Annotated in this window: 17 protein-coding genes; 9 read left to right on the forward strand and 8 right to left on the reverse strand. The window is 71.2% G+C overall.

What is annotated here, in order from left to right; genetic code table 11:
* Positions 1–105 precede the first annotated feature (105 nt).
* A complete protein-coding gene (locus ACN26Y_RS27445; RefSeq protein ID WP_155333037.1) occupies positions 106–750 on the reverse strand; it encodes a C39 family peptidase in 645 nt (214 codons plus the stop codon).
* 507 nt (positions 751–1,257) lie between these two features.
* On the opposite strand from ACN26Y_RS27445, the gene ACN26Y_RS27450 reads away from it, so the two are divergent.
* The 3 genes from ACN26Y_RS27450 to ACN26Y_RS27460 all read left to right on the forward strand — a co-directional run bounded on the left by ACN26Y_RS27450 (position 1,258) and on the right by ACN26Y_RS27460 (position 3,282).
* Positions 1,258–1,869 (forward strand): DUF6230 family protein, encoded by a 612-nt coding sequence (locus ACN26Y_RS27450; protein WP_155333038.1) that lies wholly within the window; start codon positions 1,258–1,260, stop codon positions 1,867–1,869.
* A 73-nt stretch (positions 1,870–1,942) separates the two neighbouring features.
* Positions 1,943–2,524, forward strand: a complete 582-nt coding sequence (locus ACN26Y_RS27455) for a DUF6114 domain-containing protein (RefSeq protein WP_155333039.1) — start codon at positions 1,943–1,945, stop codon at positions 2,522–2,524.
* Between the two features lie 59 nt (positions 2,525–2,583).
* On the forward strand, positions 2,584–3,282 hold the full coding sequence (locus ACN26Y_RS27460; RefSeq protein ID WP_422733754.1) for a hypothetical protein: 699 nt from the start codon (positions 2,584–2,586) through the stop codon (positions 3,280–3,282).
* A gap of 39 nt (positions 3,283–3,321) precedes the next feature.
* Here the strand turns inward: ACN26Y_RS27460 and ACN26Y_RS27465 are convergent, their stop codons facing one another.
* Both ACN26Y_RS27465 and ACN26Y_RS27470 read right to left on the reverse strand, forming a co-directional pair.
* Positions 3,322–3,528: a helix-turn-helix domain-containing protein gene (locus ACN26Y_RS27465; protein WP_026874506.1), complete on the reverse strand. Its 207-nt coding sequence runs from the start codon at positions 3,526–3,528 to the stop codon at positions 3,322–3,324.
* Positions 3,528–4,007, reverse strand: coding sequence for a DUF2975 domain-containing protein (locus tag ACN26Y_RS27470; RefSeq protein ID WP_155333041.1), 480 nt, complete (start codon positions 4,005–4,007; stop codon positions 3,528–3,530). The genes ACN26Y_RS27465 and ACN26Y_RS27470 overlap by 1 nt, the downstream gene beginning before the upstream one ends.
* A 143-nt stretch (positions 4,008–4,150) precedes the next feature.
* Here ACN26Y_RS27470 and sthA point away from each other — a divergent pair, with 143 nt between their 5' ends.
* The gene (gene sthA, locus ACN26Y_RS27475; protein ID WP_422733755.1) at positions 4,151–5,554 is read left to right on the forward strand and encodes a Si-specific NAD(P)(+) transhydrogenase; all 1,404 of its coding nucleotides are present in this window, start codon (positions 4,151–4,153) and stop codon (positions 5,552–5,554) included.
* A 42-nt stretch (positions 5,555–5,596) separates the two neighbouring features.
* Here sthA and ACN26Y_RS27480 read toward each other — a convergent pair whose 3' ends face one another.
* A complete protein-coding gene (locus ACN26Y_RS27480; RefSeq protein ID WP_155333043.1) occupies positions 5,597–6,073 on the reverse strand; it encodes a MarR family winged helix-turn-helix transcriptional regulator in 477 nt (158 codons plus the stop codon).
* A 102-nt stretch (positions 6,074–6,175) separates the two neighbouring features.
* On the opposite strand from ACN26Y_RS27480, the gene ACN26Y_RS27485 reads away from it, so the two are divergent.
* The gene (locus ACN26Y_RS27485; RefSeq protein WP_155333044.1) at positions 6,176–6,736 is read left to right on the forward strand and encodes an NADPH-dependent FMN reductase; all 561 of its coding nucleotides are present in this window, start codon (positions 6,176–6,178) and stop codon (positions 6,734–6,736) included.
* 161 nt (positions 6,737–6,897) lie between these two features.
* Here the strand turns inward: ACN26Y_RS27485 and ACN26Y_RS27490 are convergent, their stop codons facing one another.
* The 3 genes from ACN26Y_RS27490 to ACN26Y_RS27500 all read right to left on the reverse strand — a co-directional run bounded on the left by ACN26Y_RS27490 (position 6,898) and on the right by ACN26Y_RS27500 (position 11,372).
* On the reverse strand, positions 6,898–8,820 hold the full coding sequence (locus tag ACN26Y_RS27490; protein WP_422733756.1) for a Na+/H+ antiporter NhaA: 1,923 nt from the start codon (positions 8,818–8,820) through the stop codon (positions 6,898–6,900).
* Positions 8,821–9,019: 199 nt separating this feature from the next.
* Positions 9,020–10,579: an MFS transporter gene (locus tag ACN26Y_RS27495; RefSeq protein WP_230688798.1), complete on the reverse strand. Its 1,560-nt coding sequence runs from the start codon at positions 10,577–10,579 to the stop codon at positions 9,020–9,022.
* A 94-nt stretch (positions 10,580–10,673) separates the two neighbouring features.
* A complete protein-coding gene (locus ACN26Y_RS27500; RefSeq protein WP_155333046.1) occupies positions 10,674–11,372 on the reverse strand; it encodes an SDR family oxidoreductase in 699 nt (232 codons plus the stop codon).
* Positions 11,373–11,485: 113 nt separating this feature from the next.
* On the opposite strand from ACN26Y_RS27500, the gene ACN26Y_RS27505 reads away from it, so the two are divergent.
* Positions 11,486–11,995 (forward strand): winged helix-turn-helix transcriptional regulator, encoded by a 510-nt coding sequence (locus tag ACN26Y_RS27505; protein WP_422733757.1) that lies wholly within the window; start codon positions 11,486–11,488, stop codon positions 11,993–11,995.
* Here ACN26Y_RS27505 and ACN26Y_RS27510 read toward each other — a convergent pair whose 3' ends face one another.
* The gene (locus tag ACN26Y_RS27510) at positions 11,996–13,651 is read right to left on the reverse strand and encodes a glycoside hydrolase family 10 protein (RefSeq protein ID WP_422733758.1); all 1,656 of its coding nucleotides are present in this window, start codon (positions 13,649–13,651) and stop codon (positions 11,996–11,998) included.
* A gap of 146 nt (positions 13,652–13,797) precedes the next feature.
* On the opposite strand from ACN26Y_RS27510, the gene ACN26Y_RS27515 reads away from it, so the two are divergent.
* The 3 genes from ACN26Y_RS27515 to ACN26Y_RS27525 all read left to right on the forward strand — a co-directional run bounded on the left by ACN26Y_RS27515 (position 13,798) and on the right by ACN26Y_RS27525 (position 15,221).
* A complete protein-coding gene (locus ACN26Y_RS27515) occupies positions 13,798–14,184 on the forward strand; it encodes an MmcQ/YjbR family DNA-binding protein (RefSeq protein WP_155333049.1) in 387 nt (128 codons plus the stop codon).
* 171 nt (positions 14,185–14,355) lie between these two features.
* Positions 14,356–14,766 (forward strand): hypothetical protein, encoded by a 411-nt coding sequence (locus ACN26Y_RS27520; protein ID WP_230688799.1) that lies wholly within the window; start codon positions 14,356–14,358, stop codon positions 14,764–14,766.
* Between the two features lie 41 nt (positions 14,767–14,807).
* Positions 14,808–15,221 carry a spore-associated protein A gene (locus ACN26Y_RS27525; RefSeq protein ID WP_155333051.1) on the forward strand — a complete coding sequence of 138 codons (414 nt, stop codon included), beginning with the start codon at positions 14,808–14,810 and terminating at the stop codon, positions 15,219–15,221.
* Positions 15,222–15,256: the final 35 nt, after the last annotated feature.

Raw genomic sequence — 15,256 nt, forward strand, 5'->3', positions numbered from 1 at the left:
GCGGGGCCGTCCACCCGCCGACCGCTGTGCCGGCTCGCTCGCCGGGGCGGGAGACCGCGGGCCGGCCCCGTTCCGGGGCCGGCCCGCGGCCTGTCACGGGTCGGGTCAGCTGGAGTAGCCGCGCTGGGCCACCCAGTCGGCCACCTTCTCGCTGCGCATCCAGTAGTGCTTCTCCGGGTCGTACGGGTCTGCGATCTTCAGCGTCTCTCCACCGTCGCGGTAGCCGACGATGCTCACGTAGTGCCCACCCGGGAACGAGTGCCGTTCACCCTCGGTGTCGACCGCCGTGCCCAGCGTGTTCGCTACCACGCCGCGTCGGGTGTCGATCGCCTCGACGACGTCGATACGAAGCTTGTCGGTCTGCCGGGGATCGGCGGTGGTGGTGCTGATCTCGGTGGTCTCGTAGCCGCCACCGGTCAGCTCGTTGAGCACCCGGGTGGTGTCGTCGGCCGAATCGGTTCCGGCCCTGGTGGTTCCGAGCTTCTGGGCCACTTCCTTCTGGGTGACCGTCTTGTCCTGGGTGGACAGGGCGATCCGTGTCGCGGCCGGGGCACAGTAGTAGGAGGTTCGCTGGGTCTGGTAGTCGAACTCCAGGATCTTCTCGCCCTCCGGGGGCGCCGGCTGCACGGCGGACACCTGGCCGCTGTCGGCCGGGTCGGCCTGGGCGGCGGTGGCCGGACCGGCGACGGCGCCACCGGCGACGACGAGACCAGCAAGGGACAGAATCCTCGTACGGCGCATTGAGTTCATCGTGAAGCTCCCATCGGTTGGCGCCCCGCAGAAGTTCGAGAGGCGCTAGCACGGCGGGGAAAGAGATCGCCCAGCCCACGCGGGTGGACGGGCGTCTCGGAGCTCCCGGCTTCCCGGGCTCTCAATCGCCTTCGCGGCTGTCGCGACGCGGTTACCCCCCGGCTCACCGCGAAAACCGGGGAACCTACTCCGCGAGCGACGGGATCGGGGGCGGTTTCCCGGATTCGGTCCCAGGTCGCACACGATCCGTCCGCCCCCGTCGACCGTCACACCGGGCCGGTGGGGCCAAGGTGCACGTGGGTACGCCCACCCAAGGCGGCGCACTATCCGTGACATGACGGTCACTCGCAGTTTGCACCCGTGTTAGCGTGGGGCTGCCAGGGTTTCATCACCTGCGCCCGACCGGTGCGCCGTCACGAGCGCACGTCATCCGCCGGCAACCGACGGCGAGGCCGGGTGCGCATCGCGTCCGTTGGTCGCCCCGCGGCCGGAGGCGGAGGGGGAACCGTGCAGGAAGAGTCCGCCAACCGGGGTCATGTCCGCTGGTCGCGCTTCGCCGCCCTGCTGCTGCCCGCGATCGCCCTCGCCGGCGCGATCCTCGTCGGTATCGCCAACGGCGCCCTCGCCGCCTCCTTCGCCGTCTCCGGGCAGACCTTCAAGGTTTCCGCCGCCAAGTTGCAGGGCGAGGGATTCGTCCAGTATCCCGGCGTCGCCGAGGAGGTCGACGGCACGAGGCATCCGGTCGCCGTCACCGGCATCCGCGAGGCCCAGCTCTTCGACCTCTGCCAGTCGGTCAAGATACCGGGCGCGCCGGTCGTGCTCAAGATCACCGCAGGCCAGGGCGGTAGGCCCGCCACCGCGGAAGACCTGTTGATCGATCTGGTATCGCTGCAGGGCGACACCGAGTTCACGAACATCAACATCGGACAGGACGCGTCGACCCTCGACCGCGGACCGGACGGAGCCAGGGGCGCCCCGGGTGCGTTCGGCCAGCAGGCCGACGCCGTGACGATCACGAACCTCCGCCAGGTGGCCCGAGCGATCCAGGCTGGACGGTTCAACCTGACCGGGCTCAGCTTGAACGTCAATGTCGGCGCTGACGCCAAGGAATGCTTCTGAGTCGACCACCGCAGCCGGGGGGCGGGAGCCGCACGCCCATCCTGGCCCGGACCCACCCGGCAGGAGCCACGGTATGAGAAGGGCCGAACCGCGACGCAACGCCCGCCCGAATGCCCTCCGCGCGGGGTGGGGCAGCTTCCGCCGGTGGCGGTGGACGCGCCCGTTCTGGGGCGGACTGCTCACCGCGCTCGCCGGACTGGCGATCTTCGGCACCACCCAGATGTCTCTGTCCGGCCTGGCGTTCCAGCTGGGGCCGACCGGCTTCCTCTCCTGGTTGATACCCACCATCCTGGTGACCGCCGGCCTGCTGATGTGGTTCAGCCCGCAACACCGCACGTTCTACGCCGTGGTCGCCGCCGTCACCGCGCTCTTCGCGCTGGTCGGGGTGAACCTGGGTGGCTTCCTGATCGGCACCGTGACCGGTCTGCTCGGCGCCGCACTGGCTGCCGGGTGGGTGCCGGGACGCCCCGCCACCCCGGGGCGCGACACGGCTGACGATGTGTCGACGAAGAAGGAAGGGACCGCCGAGCCCGACGACTCCGCGGACGACCGCCCGCAGCCCACCACGCCGTCCGCCACCACATCTGAGCAGCCCGCCACCGACATCTCCGACGAGGCGCCCTCGGCGAGCAGGCAGCCCTGGTCGACGAACTGATGCGGGGCGGGGGCGAGGCCGGGCCTCCCGTGACCAGGTCCGGCGCTGTCCCACGTGGCGTGCAGCGGGAGGCGACGCGGCTGCCCGGCCTGCACCGACAGCGGATTCTCGCCGCCCTGTTCGGACTGCTCGGCTCCGCCGGCCTGCTGGCCGCGCCCGGCCCCGCCAGCGCCTGCGCACCGGCCGCCCCGATGCGGGCCGCCCAGACCGGGGTCGGCCCCAGCCCGCTGCCCGCGCCACCCGGAACCGGCTGCGCCAGCCCGCCACCCGGCAGGCCCGGTGACGGTGCCCGCCACCGGCGTCTCCCCGTCGTCGCCGCCGACCCCGACCAGCCACCGGTGGCAGCGACCGCCTCGACACTCACCGCGTCGGCGGTGACCATGACCGGCCTGCGGATCGAGGGGATCGTCCAGCTTCCGACCGCCGACGGCACCCGTACGGCGTTGAAGTTCAGCATGGACGCGGCCGTCGCGGACGACGTACTCCTGCGCTCGCCCGGCCCGCGGGGCCACACCATGCGCCTCACCGCCGACCACATGGCGTTGCGCGGCAACGTCGCCGTCTACGCCACCCGCTTCGTCGGCCGGCTGTCCGGCGCCACGATCACGCTCGGCCCCGACCTGCCGCTCCCGGCCGGGATCCCCGACTCCCCACCCGGCCCGGTGACGTTCACGGAACCCGCCATCGAGCTGGTCTACCTCCGCACCGACACGCTGACCGCCCACCCGAAGCTCACGCTCGCCCTCGCCCGCAACTGACGGTACGTCGCCGTAGCGCTTATGAGCCCCGGACCTCGATCATTCGTCGACCCACTCGAGCAGGTCACCGGGCTGGCAGTCGAGCACCCGGCACATGGCTTCCAGGGTGCTGAAGCGTACGGCCTTGGCCCGGCCGTTCTTCAGCACCGCCACGTTCGCCGGGGTGAGGCCCACCCGTTCGGCGAACTCCCCCACACTCATCTTGCGTTTGGCCAGCTCGACGTCGATGCGCACGACGATGGGCATCAGATCACCGCTTCCATGTCGGTGCGCAGCGTCGTGGCCTGCCGCAGCAGCGCGCGCATCACCACCATCAGCAGCCCCAGCACGGTGACGCCGGTCAACAGCAGGAACAGCAGCAGCGGCAGTCCGGGGTCGTTCGCGTTGAAGCCGACGTACAGGAAGACGCCCAGGAGCACCACCCACGCGGCGGCGACGGCCCACACGATCCCGTCCACCCACCGCAGGGAGGCCTCGGTGAAGATGCGGTCGTTCTTGACCAGGGTGAGCAGCTTCCAGGTGCACGCGATCACCACCTGGACGCACAGCACCCAGAACACCGACACCGCCGTCGCGGGCCACCTCAGGTAGGCGAAGTCCGGCGACTTCTCGGCCATGTGCGCGAACTGACCCGGCAGCGACATCGTCTGGAACAGCACCAGGATCCCGAACAACAGCACGAGGAAGATTCTGAGCGGCGCCACCGCCCGATGTTCTGCGATCATGTATCGACTATCACTTAGAACCTATCGAATGTCAATCGATTGCGGCTCTCTCAGCAGGTCGATGCGGCCGGCGTCGGCGCGGCCGACCGCATCCGGCCGAACGCACCTGGCGCGGGCGGCGGCAACTTGCCACGCTGACGGTTGTGTATGACTACGACATGCTGGTGCTGGGCTCCGGCCCCAGCGGGCAGAAGGCCGCGATCGCCGCCGCCAAACTCGGCAAGCGGGTCGCCATCGTGGACCGGCGCGACATGATCGGCGGGGTGTGCATCAACACCGGGACCGTCCCGTCCAAGACACTGCGCGAGGCCGTCCTCTACCTGACCGGACTGAGCCAGCGGGACCTCTACGGCAGCAGCTACCGGGTCAAGGAGGAGATCACGGTCAGCGACCTGGCGGCCCGGACCCAGCACGTGATCAGCCGGCAGACGGACGTCATCCGCAACCAGCTGGCCCGCAACCGGATCGCGATGATCACCGGCACCGGACGCTTCGCGGACACGCACGCCGTCTGGGTCGACGGGGGCTCCGGGCGGGAGGTCAAGGTCACCTTCGACAAGGTCGTCATCGCCGCGGGTACGCGCCCGGCCCGGCCGGACAGTGTCGACTTCGACGACCGGACGATCGTCGACTCGGACGGCGTCCTCAACCTCCACGCCGTGCCCCGAAGCATGGTGGTGGTCGGCGCCGGCGTGATCGGCATGGAGTACGCCTCCATGTTCGCCGCCCTCGGCACCAAGGTGACCGTGGTGGAACGCCGGGACCGGATGCTGGAGTTCTGCGACGAGGAGATCGTCGAGTCGCTCAAGTACCACCTGCGCGACCTGTCCGTCACGTTCCGGTTCGGCGAGGAGGTCGCCGCGGTGGAGAAGCACCAGACCGCGGCGCTGTGCGTCCTGAAGAGCGGCAAGAAGATCGTCGCGGACACGGTCATGTACTCGGCCGGCCGCCAGGGCCAGACCGACGATCTGGCGCTCGACGCGGCCGGGCTGGAGGCGGACCGGCGCGGCCGGATCCAGGTCGACACGAACTTCCGCACCTCGGTGGAGAACATCTACGCGGTCGGTGACGTGATCGGCTTCCCCGCGTTGGCGTCCACGTCGATGGAGCAGGGCCGGCTGGCGGCGCAGCACGCCTGCGGCGAACCGGTCCGCGCGATGCACGAGCTGCAGCCGATCGGGATCTACACGATCCCGGAGATCAGCTTCGTCGGGAAGACCGAGGAGGAGCTGACCGACAGCTCGACGCCGTTCGAGGTCGGCATCGCGAGGTACCGCGAGCTGGCCCGCGGTCAGATCGTCGGCGACTCGTACGGCATGCTGAAGCTGCTCGTCTCGCCGGACGACGGTCGGCTGCTCGGCGTACACGTCTTCGGAACCGGCGCCACGGAGATCGTCCACGTCGGGCAGGCGGTGATGGGGTGCGGCGGCACGGTCGACTACCTGGTCGACGCGGTGTTCAACTATCCGACGCTGGCCGAGGCGTACAAGGTCGCCGCCCTGGACGCGTCCAACAAGATCCGTAACATCAGCCGGATCGACGGGTGAGGGTCCTCCGGCTCGCCCGAGCGGGTCTGGCCGGGCGATCCCTCACCTCGCGATCCTGTCCAGAGCCGCGGCGAGCTGCTTCACGTCCAGGCCCGCGAGGTGGTCGAAGAAGTGCCGACGCACCGCGGCCAGGTGGGTGGGCCAGGCCTGCCTCAGGCGGGCGAGGCCGGCGTCGGTGAGCACGGCGTTCCAGCCACGCGCATCCTCCTCACACCTGACCCGCTCGACGAAGCGCTGCCGTTCCAGCTTCTGCACGACGCGGCTCATGCCGCTGAGCGACATCTCGCACGCGGTGGCCAGCTCGTTCATCCGCAGCCGGCGGTCGGGGGCCTCGGAGAGGTGCATCAGGGTGAGGTACTCGACGAGGGGAAACCCCTGTTCCCGGAGCATGTCGGCATCGATGGCGCGGGGCAGGGCGTAGATCACGCGATTGAGGGACCGGGCGATGTCCTCCTCGTCCGGGCTGAGCGGTCGCAGCCCTTCTGGTATCGGCGCCGGCTGAGGTGTGACGGTGGACATGCCACCACTTTACTTGCTTGACGAAGAAAATGTCGCCCGTATAGTTGCTGCGCGAAGCAAGGACGCCCGTCCGGGCGTCCTGCCATCAGGGGAGGAACCGCGATGACCAGGATCGGAATCATCCTCGGCAGCACCCGACCGGGGCGGAACGGCGCAGCCGTGGCGCAGTGGGTCTACGACATCGCCCGGGAGCGCTCGGAGGTCGAGTTCGAACTCGTCGACCTCCTCGACTACAAGCTGCCGCACCTGGACGAGATCTACCCGCCGTCGATGGGCCAGTACCAGCAGCCGCACACGCTCAAGTGGGCCAACAAGATCGCGTCGTTCGACGGGTTCGTGATCGTGACGCCGGAGTACAACCACTCGACCTCGGGCGCGCTGAAGAACGCGATCGACTTCCTCTACAACGAGTGGAACAACAAGGCCGTCGGCTTCGTCAGCTACGGCTCGGTGGGCGGCGCTCGCGCGGTCGAGCACCTCCGGCTGATCGCCGGCGAGCTGCAGATGGCCGACGTGCGGTCCCAGGTCGCGCTGTCCCTCTTCACCGACTTCGAGAACTTCAGCGTCTTCAAGCCCAACGACCACCACCGTGACGCGCTGAACACCACCCTCGACCAGGTCGTGGCGTGGAGCCGCGCCCTCGCGCCCCTGCGCGGCAAGTGAGCACACCGCCGCGCGGTGGCACCACCGTTCGCTGACCGCCCGGGGTGCGGGCTCGCGTCGAGCCCGCACCCCGGCGGACGTGCCGCACGACGAGCAGCGGCCACCACGAGGCCGGCGGATCGGCGACGCGGACCTCCCGAACGGCGGGCCGGGAGCGCGGTTCAGTCCGGGTGGCGGTGGCCGGGGTCCCGGCGGTACTCGGGACGAAGCCGGGCCTTGGCGAAGGCGGACTTCACCGCCGCCGAAAGCGCTTCGATGTCGTACGCGCCGTGGTGGCGGCTGCCGTTGATGAAGAAGGTCGGCGTTCCGGAGACGCTGCTGAGGTCGGCGGAGTCGATGTCCTCGGCGATCCGGTCCTTGCCCTTCCGCTCGGCGAGGTGTTCCCGGAACCGGTCGAGGTCCAGCCCGATCTGCTCGGCGTAGCGCATCATGTCGGCGGGGTCGAGCGCGTCCTGGTGTGCCAGGAGAAGGTCGTGCATCTCCCAGAACGCGCCCTGCTCCCCCGCTGCCTCGGCGGCCTCGGCGGCGAGTTGGGCATGCGGGTGCACGTCGGTGAGGGGCAGGTGCCGCCAGACGTACCGGATGTTGCGGAAGTCGGCCAGCAGTTCCCGGACCACCGGCTCGGCCTGCCCGCAGTACGGACACTCGAAGTCGCCGTACTCCACGACCGTCACCGGCGCCTCGCCCGGCCCACGCACGTGATCGCGTTCCAGATCGACCGGTTTCATCAGGTCGACGATCCCCTCGGCGGCGCCCAGCAGCGCGCGGGCCCGCCGCGCCGGGGAGAGCCGGGCGGCGAGGCGGAACACCAGCCAGGTGAGGGCGGACGCACCGACGGTCGCGACGAGGATGCCGAGCTTCGCGTCCTCAAGCTCGGGGCCGTCCAGCGCGTGCGTGGCGATCAGCAGGGCGATGGTGAACCCGATGCCGGAGACCGTGCCCACACCGATGACGGCGGCCCAGCCGACGGGCGGGCGGAACCGGTCGCGGCTGAACCGGGCGACCAGGTACGAGGTGGCCGCGATCCCGGCCGGCTTGCCGACGAGGTACGCCACGACGACGCCCACCGTGACCGGCGAGGTGACCGCGCGGGCCACCAGCTCGCCGTCGATCGCGATCCCGACGTTCGCCAGGGCGAAGAGCGGCACCACGAAGTAGCTCGCCCACGGGTGGTAGAGGTGCTGCAACCGCTCGTTCGGCGACAGCGCCGAGGCGAGCCCGGTCCGGGCCGAGCGGGCGAGCTGCGGGGTGGGCTGTTCCCGGAAGAGGCGGAACATCTCGCTCGCTCGTTTCAGTTCCTCTCTCCCGGGCGCGTAGGCGTAGGTGAGCAGGCCCATCACCAGGCCCACCACGACCGGGTCGACACCGGATTCGGAGACCGCGAGCCAGGCGGCCAGACCCAGCAGCGCGTACACCGGTCCCCACCGCACGCCCAGTGCCCGGACGAGCAGGACGACACCGAAGATGGCCGCCGCGACGAGCAACGCCGGCGGCGACGGATGTTCCGGGTAGGCGATCGCCAGCACCGCGATCACGATCAGGTCGTCGACGACGGAGACCGTCAACAGGAAGCCCCGCAGGCGGTCCGAGAATCGCGGCCCGAGGACGGCGAGCATGCCCAGCGCGAGCGCGGTGTCGGTGGCCATCACGACGCCCCAGCCCGCGGCGGTGGTCTCCCCGGCGTTGACGATGAGGTACATCGCGATCGGCAGGACGATGCCGCCGATCCCGGCCAGCAGCGGCAACGTCACCCGACGCCGCTCCCGCAGCTCCCCCAGGTCGAAGTCCCGACGCAGCTCCAGGCCGATCACCAGGAAGAAGAACGTCATCAGGCCGCTGTTGACCCAGGTACGCGCATCGTGTGACACCCGCCAGTCGCCGAGTTGGACCGAGAACGACGTGCCCCACACCGTCTCGTACGACGAGACGTGGAGATTGGCCCAGGCGAGCGCGGCCACCGCCGCGACCAGCAACGCCCGCGCGCTGCCGGTCTCGGTCTGCAGGAACCGGCGCAACGGGTCGTTGAGCCGGCCGACCCAGTCGGTCCGGCCGGACCACCCGCCGCGCGGAGTCTCGCCCGTCACGCAGAAATCCTCCCCCACCGGCACGCCGCCGGGCTCCGATTTGAGCAGCGACCGGAGACGACCGGCGGGGGTCTCCACGTCGGGCGCGGGTCGCGGCCCGGCCCGGACGGGCGCTCCGGCACGACGGTGGTTCATCCCGGACACCGGTGTCGGGTCCGGGACGAACCGGTCGCCCAGGGCCTGCGTCGAAGCTCCTGCCCTAGTGCTGGTGCGGCCGGTTGCGCACGAGTACGAGGGCGACCAGGGCGGCGGCGAGGAAGACGACGGCGTTGACCCGCAATCCCGCCTGCACGCCCGCCGTCAGCGCCTCGGCGAGCGCCGCCCGGACCGGTTCGGGCAGCGGGTCGCTGCCGCCGCTGCCGGCCGCCACCGACGACTGGACCGCGCTGCGGGCCGGCTCCGCGACCTGGTGCGCGGCGAGCCGCTCCGGCAGTTCGGCGAGCAGCCGGGTGGTGAACAGGGTGCCCAGCAGGGACGCGCCGAGCACCGAACCCACCTGGCGGGCTGCGTTCACCGCTCCGGAGGCCATGCCGGCCTGGGCGGGAGCGACGCTGGCGAGCGCGGCGGCGGTCGCCGGGGCGACCACCAGACCGCTGGCGGCACCGAAGAGTGCCAGCAGCGGCCAGCGGTCACCGAAGCTGGTGGCCGGGCCCTGCGCGGCCAGACCGAGGCTGGCCAGACCGCCGAGGAGGAGACCGGCGGTGAGCGGCGCCTTGAAGCCGGTGCGGCGGATGGTGCGTCCGGCGCCGAACGCGGCGAGCGCGTAGACACCGAACAGCACCAGCATCCGCCAGCCGGTGTCCAGCGGGTCGAGGCCCTGGGCGCGTTCGTGGAACAGGACGAGCAGGATCGCCACGCCGGTGAAGCCGAACAGCGACACGCCGGCGACGGCCATGACGGCGCTGAACGACGCGGATCGGAACAGTCGGACGTCGAGCATCGGCGCGGCGGTGCGCAGCTCGACCAGGAGGAACCCGGCCAGCGCCGCCACGGAGCCGAGCCACGCGGCGACCACCGGTGGGCTGGTCCAGCCGTCGCGTCCGCCCCGGATCACGGCGTAGACGAACGCGGCGATGGTGACGGTGCCCAGCAGCAGTCCGGGCAGGTCCAGCCGGCCGGCGCCCTGCCGCGACTCGGCAACCCCGACCGCGGCGACGAGGAGCGTGACGACACCCAGCACGATGGTCGAGAGGTAGACGGTGTGCCAGTGGTGCTGTCGCAGCAGCGCTCCGGCGATGAGCGGGCCCACCGCCAGGCCGATGCCGGAGGCGGCCGACCAGGCGGTGATGACCTCGGTGCGCCGATGCGGGTCGGTGAAGGTCACACCGAGGATGGCCAGGCTGTTCGGCAGGATCAGGGCGCCGCCGACGCCGGCCAGGAACTGTCCGGCGATCACCCAGGCCGGAGTTCCGGCCTGTGCCGTCACGGTGCCGCCGAGGATCATCGCGACGACGCCGGCGAGGAAGAGCCGCTTGCGTCCGTACCGGTTGCCGAGCGTCGCGGCGGAGAGGACCAGGCTCGCCACCGCCAGGGTGTACGCGCTCGGGATCCAGATCAGGGTGGTGGGCTCGACGCGCAGGTCCCGCTGGATGGTGGTCAGCGCGGAGACGGTCGCGGTGATCTGCAGGAAGGTGATCGCCGCACCCAGACACATCGCGACGAGGGTCACGATCTGCGAACGGCGGGAGGGTGACTGCGGCGGACGCCCGGGCGGCGTCACGGCCGGCCCGGTCGGGGCCAGGGTTCGCTGGTCGGTCACGAGGGCTCCTGGAGGGGTCGGTGGCGGTGACGCCGGCCGGGGAGGCGTTGCCCGCCGGGCCGGCGACGCGCCGCGGAGAAGAGGTCGCCGGCGGTCAGGGCAGCTGCGGGTAGAGCGCGGCCACGCCGCCGGAGAGCCGGCTGCGCACGTCGCGGCTCACGTCGTCGGCGACGATCTCGTACGCACCGGCCGCGAGCTGGTCGACGGCGTACCGGGCGATGTCGGCCGGGGCGTGCTTGGCGGCGGTGACCGTCCGGGTCATGTCGGTGTCCATGTAGCCGACGTGCAGACCGGCGACGCGGATTCCCGCCGGGGCGAGCGTGACCCGCAGGCTGTTGGTCAGCCCCCACTCGGCGCTCTTCGCGCCGCTGTACGCGCCTCCGCCGGGCAGGGCCAGCCAGGAGAGCACGGAGAGCACGTTGAGGATGGTGCCGCCCCCGTTGCCCTCGATCACCGGGGCGAACGCCCGGACGACGGAGAGCGTGCCGAAGTAGTGGGTCTCCATCTCCAGCCGGATCTGCTCCAGGTCGCCGGTGAGCAGGTCAGCTCCGGTGGCCGTGCCGGCGTTGTTGATCAGCAGGGTGACGTCGCCGGCTTCCGCCGCGGCGGAGGCCACCGACGCGGGGTCGGTGATGTCCAGTTGGAGCGGGCGAGCGCCGGGAAGGTCGAGGTGTCCGATGTTCCGCGCGGCGGCCCAGACCGTGGCGCCGCGGGCGATGAGCTCGCTGGCGATGGCCCGCCCGAAGCCACGGTTGGCCCCGGTGACGAGGGCGGTTGCAGCCGAGATGTCCATGTCGTCCTGTCTGTGGAGGGATACTCGCCTCTGGCTTAGGCAGAGGCAAGCCAGGTGTCGCCCAGTGAACCACCTGACTAGCGTTGACGCAAGCCAGCCCGTACGCTGGTGGCATGACGGATCTGCGGGAGAACCTCGCCGCCTGGTCCTCGGCGAACTGCTCGATCGCCCGGGCGATGGACGTCGTCGGCAGCAGGTCGGCGATGCTGATCATGCGCGACGCCCTGCTCGGCACGCGCCGCTTCGACGACTTCGTCCGCCGGGTCGGCATCGGCGAGCCCGCCATGGCGGCCCGGCTCAAGGACCTGGTCGCCGCCGGCCTCCTCGAACGGATCCCCTACCGGGAGCCGGGACAGCGCACCCGCCACGAGTATCAGCTCACCCGCAAGGGCCGCGAACTGCTCCCCGTCCTCACCGCACTGCGCAGCTGGGGCGACACCTGGGCCGCCGACGACGCCGGCCCGCCCGTCCTCGCCACCCACCGCGGCTGCGGCCACCCCGTTCGGGTGGCGCTGCGCTGCGCCCAGGGCCACGACGTCACCGGGGGGGACATCGAACTCGTCGCCGGCCCCGGCCTGATCAGGAACACCGCCGAGGATCGGCAGGACGGACCCGAGTCCTGATCAAGGAACGGCAGCTCCGGCGACGGAGACCGGCGGGCTGAGCCGCCCCTCGTTGCCGCTGCGGTCCAGCCCCGACACGCAGTAGGACAAGGGGCGGCCGGAGGGAGCGGCGCGGTCGACCCAGTCGGTGCCAAGGGTGACGCCGACGAGCCGCGCCGCGCCGCCGTCCACGCGGTAGACGGCGTAACTCGCGGCGCCGTCCCCGCGCCAGCTCAACCCCACTCCCCCGGTGTCCGCCCGCCGCGCGCCGATGACCGCGGGTGCCACCGGAGGTGCCGCCGGCAACTGCGCCATCGTGGGCACCAGTGCCGGGTCGGCGTAGTGCGCCCCGCGGTACCGGCTGACCGCGCCGAGCTTGTCGGCACGCACCTGCCGGGCGCTGAAATGGACGCTCCCGCTGACGCCGTACCGGCGGTTGAGGGCGAGCTGACGATCCAGCTCTGCCGGGTCGCGCCAGGCGCCGCGCTCGCCGACCCGGTAGTCGGCCTGGCCGATGTAGAGCTGCACCCGGGTGCCCCGAACCGTGGCCGTCCACCACGGCAGCAGCTTGGCGTAGTCGGCCCTGCCGAACCCGATGTGCCAGTAGAGCTGCGGCACCACGTAGTCCAGCCACTCCTCGCGTACCCACAGCCGCGTGTCGGCGTAGATGTCGTCGTAGCTCTGCAGACCGGCGGTGGCCGAGCCGGCCGGGTCGGTGCGCTTGTTGCGCCAGATGCCGAACGGGCTGATGCCGAACTTCACCCACGGCTTGATCGCCTTGATCCGCTCGCTCATCTCGCGGACCAGCGTGTTCACGTTGTCCCGGCGCCAGGCGTGCTTGTCGGTGAACCCGCGGCCGTACCGGGCGAACGCTGCGTCGTCCGGGAAGTCCTGTCCGGCCTCCGGATACGGGTAGAAGAAGTCGTCGAAGTGCACCCCGTCGACGTCGTACCGCTGGACCGCCTCCAGCATCGAGTCCTCGACGAAGGTGCGCGCCGCCGGGATGCCCGGGTTGAAGTACAGGCGGCTTCCGGGCTGGTCGGCGCTGGGATAGGTCACCGCCCAGTCGGGGTGCTGCCGCAACGGGTGGGTCGGCGCGAGCCGGTCCAGCCTGGGGCCGGGCCCGCCCACCGTCGCCGGCTGCCCGCCCCGGTACGGGTTGAACCAGGCGTGGAACTCCAGGTTGCGCGCGTGCGCCTCGGCGACCATGAACTCCATCGGGTCCCAGCCGGGGTCGCGGCCGTCGCGTCGTCCGGTCAACCACTCCGACCACGGCGCGTACCTCGACGGCCAGAGCGCGTCCCCGCTCGGCCGCACGTGCACGAAGACCGCGTTGTGGTTGTGCCGCACGGCCAGGTCCAGCCAGCTCCGGAACTCCGCCCGCACCGTCTCGGCCGGGAGACCGCGTCGGCTCGGCCAGTCGATGTTGTTCACCGTCGTGATCCACATGCCCCGCAGCTCGCGCGCCGCCCGGACCGCCCGGCCGGCACAGACGGCGGTGCCGCCCGCCGGGCCGGCACCGAGGGCCGCCGCGCCGCCGGGCGCCGGTGCACCGCCGCCGGCCCGGTCCCGAAACGACCAGACGCCGACCGCGACCGCCACGGCGAGTACGACGACCGCCGCGACGATCGCCTGGGCACGACGGCGGCGGGCACGGGGCTGGTCGGGGGAAGGCATCGCCCCAGTCTGCCGAGTACGCCCACCGCGTGCACCAGGCGGGCCGTTACTTAACGGGCAGCTAAGGCTGGCTCGCTGATCCACCCGCGCACCACCGCGTGGTTAGGCTGTCGCCATGCTGGACCCGGTGTGTGGGAGCGACCTCGATGGCTGACGCCGACGACGTGCGCCGGTTGGCGCTGGCGCTGCCGCACGTGGTCGAGATCGACAGTGCGGGCTTCGACTTCCGGGTCGCCGACAAGGGGTTCGTCTGGTCCTACCCGGAACGCCGACCCGGTGCGCCGCGGCTGATCCGCACCGACATCGCCGTGCTGTACGTCGGTGACGAGGCGGAGAAGCAGGCACTGCTCCTCGGCGAGCCCGACCTCTTCTTCACCACGCCCGCATACGACGGCCTTCCCCTGGTCATGCTGCGGCTGACGCAGGTCGGTGTCGACCGCCTGGAAGAACTCGTCACCGACGCCTGGCGCATGCGTGCCCCGGACTCGCTCGTCGGTGACCTCGACGACGGCACCCGGCCCGTCGACGGCTGATCCGCGCGGGAGCCGTCCGGTCGGTCGAGGCGGCACTCCTCCCCGCTGAGCTGGGCGACCTTTTTCCACATTGTCCAGTGGACGATCACTGGACGCAGATGGCTTGGTGTCGGCCGGCGCCGAGTGCCAGCGTCGATGCGCAATCACCCACAGCAGAAAGGGAACTTCGTCGTGCGTATTTCGCAGAGGATCGCCGCGCTGGGACTCACGGCCGCCGCCGTGACGGCGGGGACCGTGGTTCATGCCGCACCGGCACAGGCCGCGCTCTACGGCGGGCAGTGCGGCTCCGGTTACGGCGTCGTCAACCTGATCGACCTTCCCGACCTGCGGGGCACGGTCTACCTGACCTACAACTCGTCCTCGGGCAAGAACTGCGTCGTCACCCTGCGGGAGAGGCCCGGCACCGCCACGCTGATGGAGGCCTACCTGCGCCGTTCCGGCACCTCCTCCTGGGCCAAGGACAGCGGCAACTTCACCACCTACGCCGGGCCGGTCTACGTGTCGGCGGCGGGCTCGTGCGTCGACTGGGGCGGCACCATCGGAACCGCCTCCAAGACCCGCTACGGCACCAACTGCGGCTGACCCGACCGACAGACCCGACCAGCAAGCACGGAGGAAGACACATGAAGCTCGTCAGGACCACCGCCGCAACCACCACCGTCACCGCCGCCGTGATGGCCGGAGCGTTGGCAGCGGCGACCCCGGCGTACGCGGCCACCTACGGGGGCGAGTGCGGGTCCGGCTACGGCGTGGTGAACTCCGCCTCGATCGGCTCCAAGGGGACCGTGTTCCTCACCTACAACTCGGCCACGGGCAAGAACTGCGTGGTCGCCAAGCGGAACACCGCCGGCTCGGCGGTGCTCGTCGAGGCGGGCCTCGCAATTCACCCGGTCGGAAACCACTGGACGGCCTACGACGGCGGCTACTACCGGTCCTACGCCGGTCCGATCTACCTGTCCGCGGCGGACAGGTGCGTGGACTGGATGGGCCGCATCAGCGGCACCGAGGGGGGCAAGCGCGGCACCAACTGCGGCTGACCCGTTCGGGCAGCTCTCTCCTCCGCCGCCGGGCG

Origin of the sequence: Micromonospora sp. WMMD558 (assembly GCF_049315255.1) — a bacterium.
Classification (GTDB): Bacteria; Actinomycetota; Actinomycetes; order Mycobacteriales; family Micromonosporaceae; genus Micromonospora.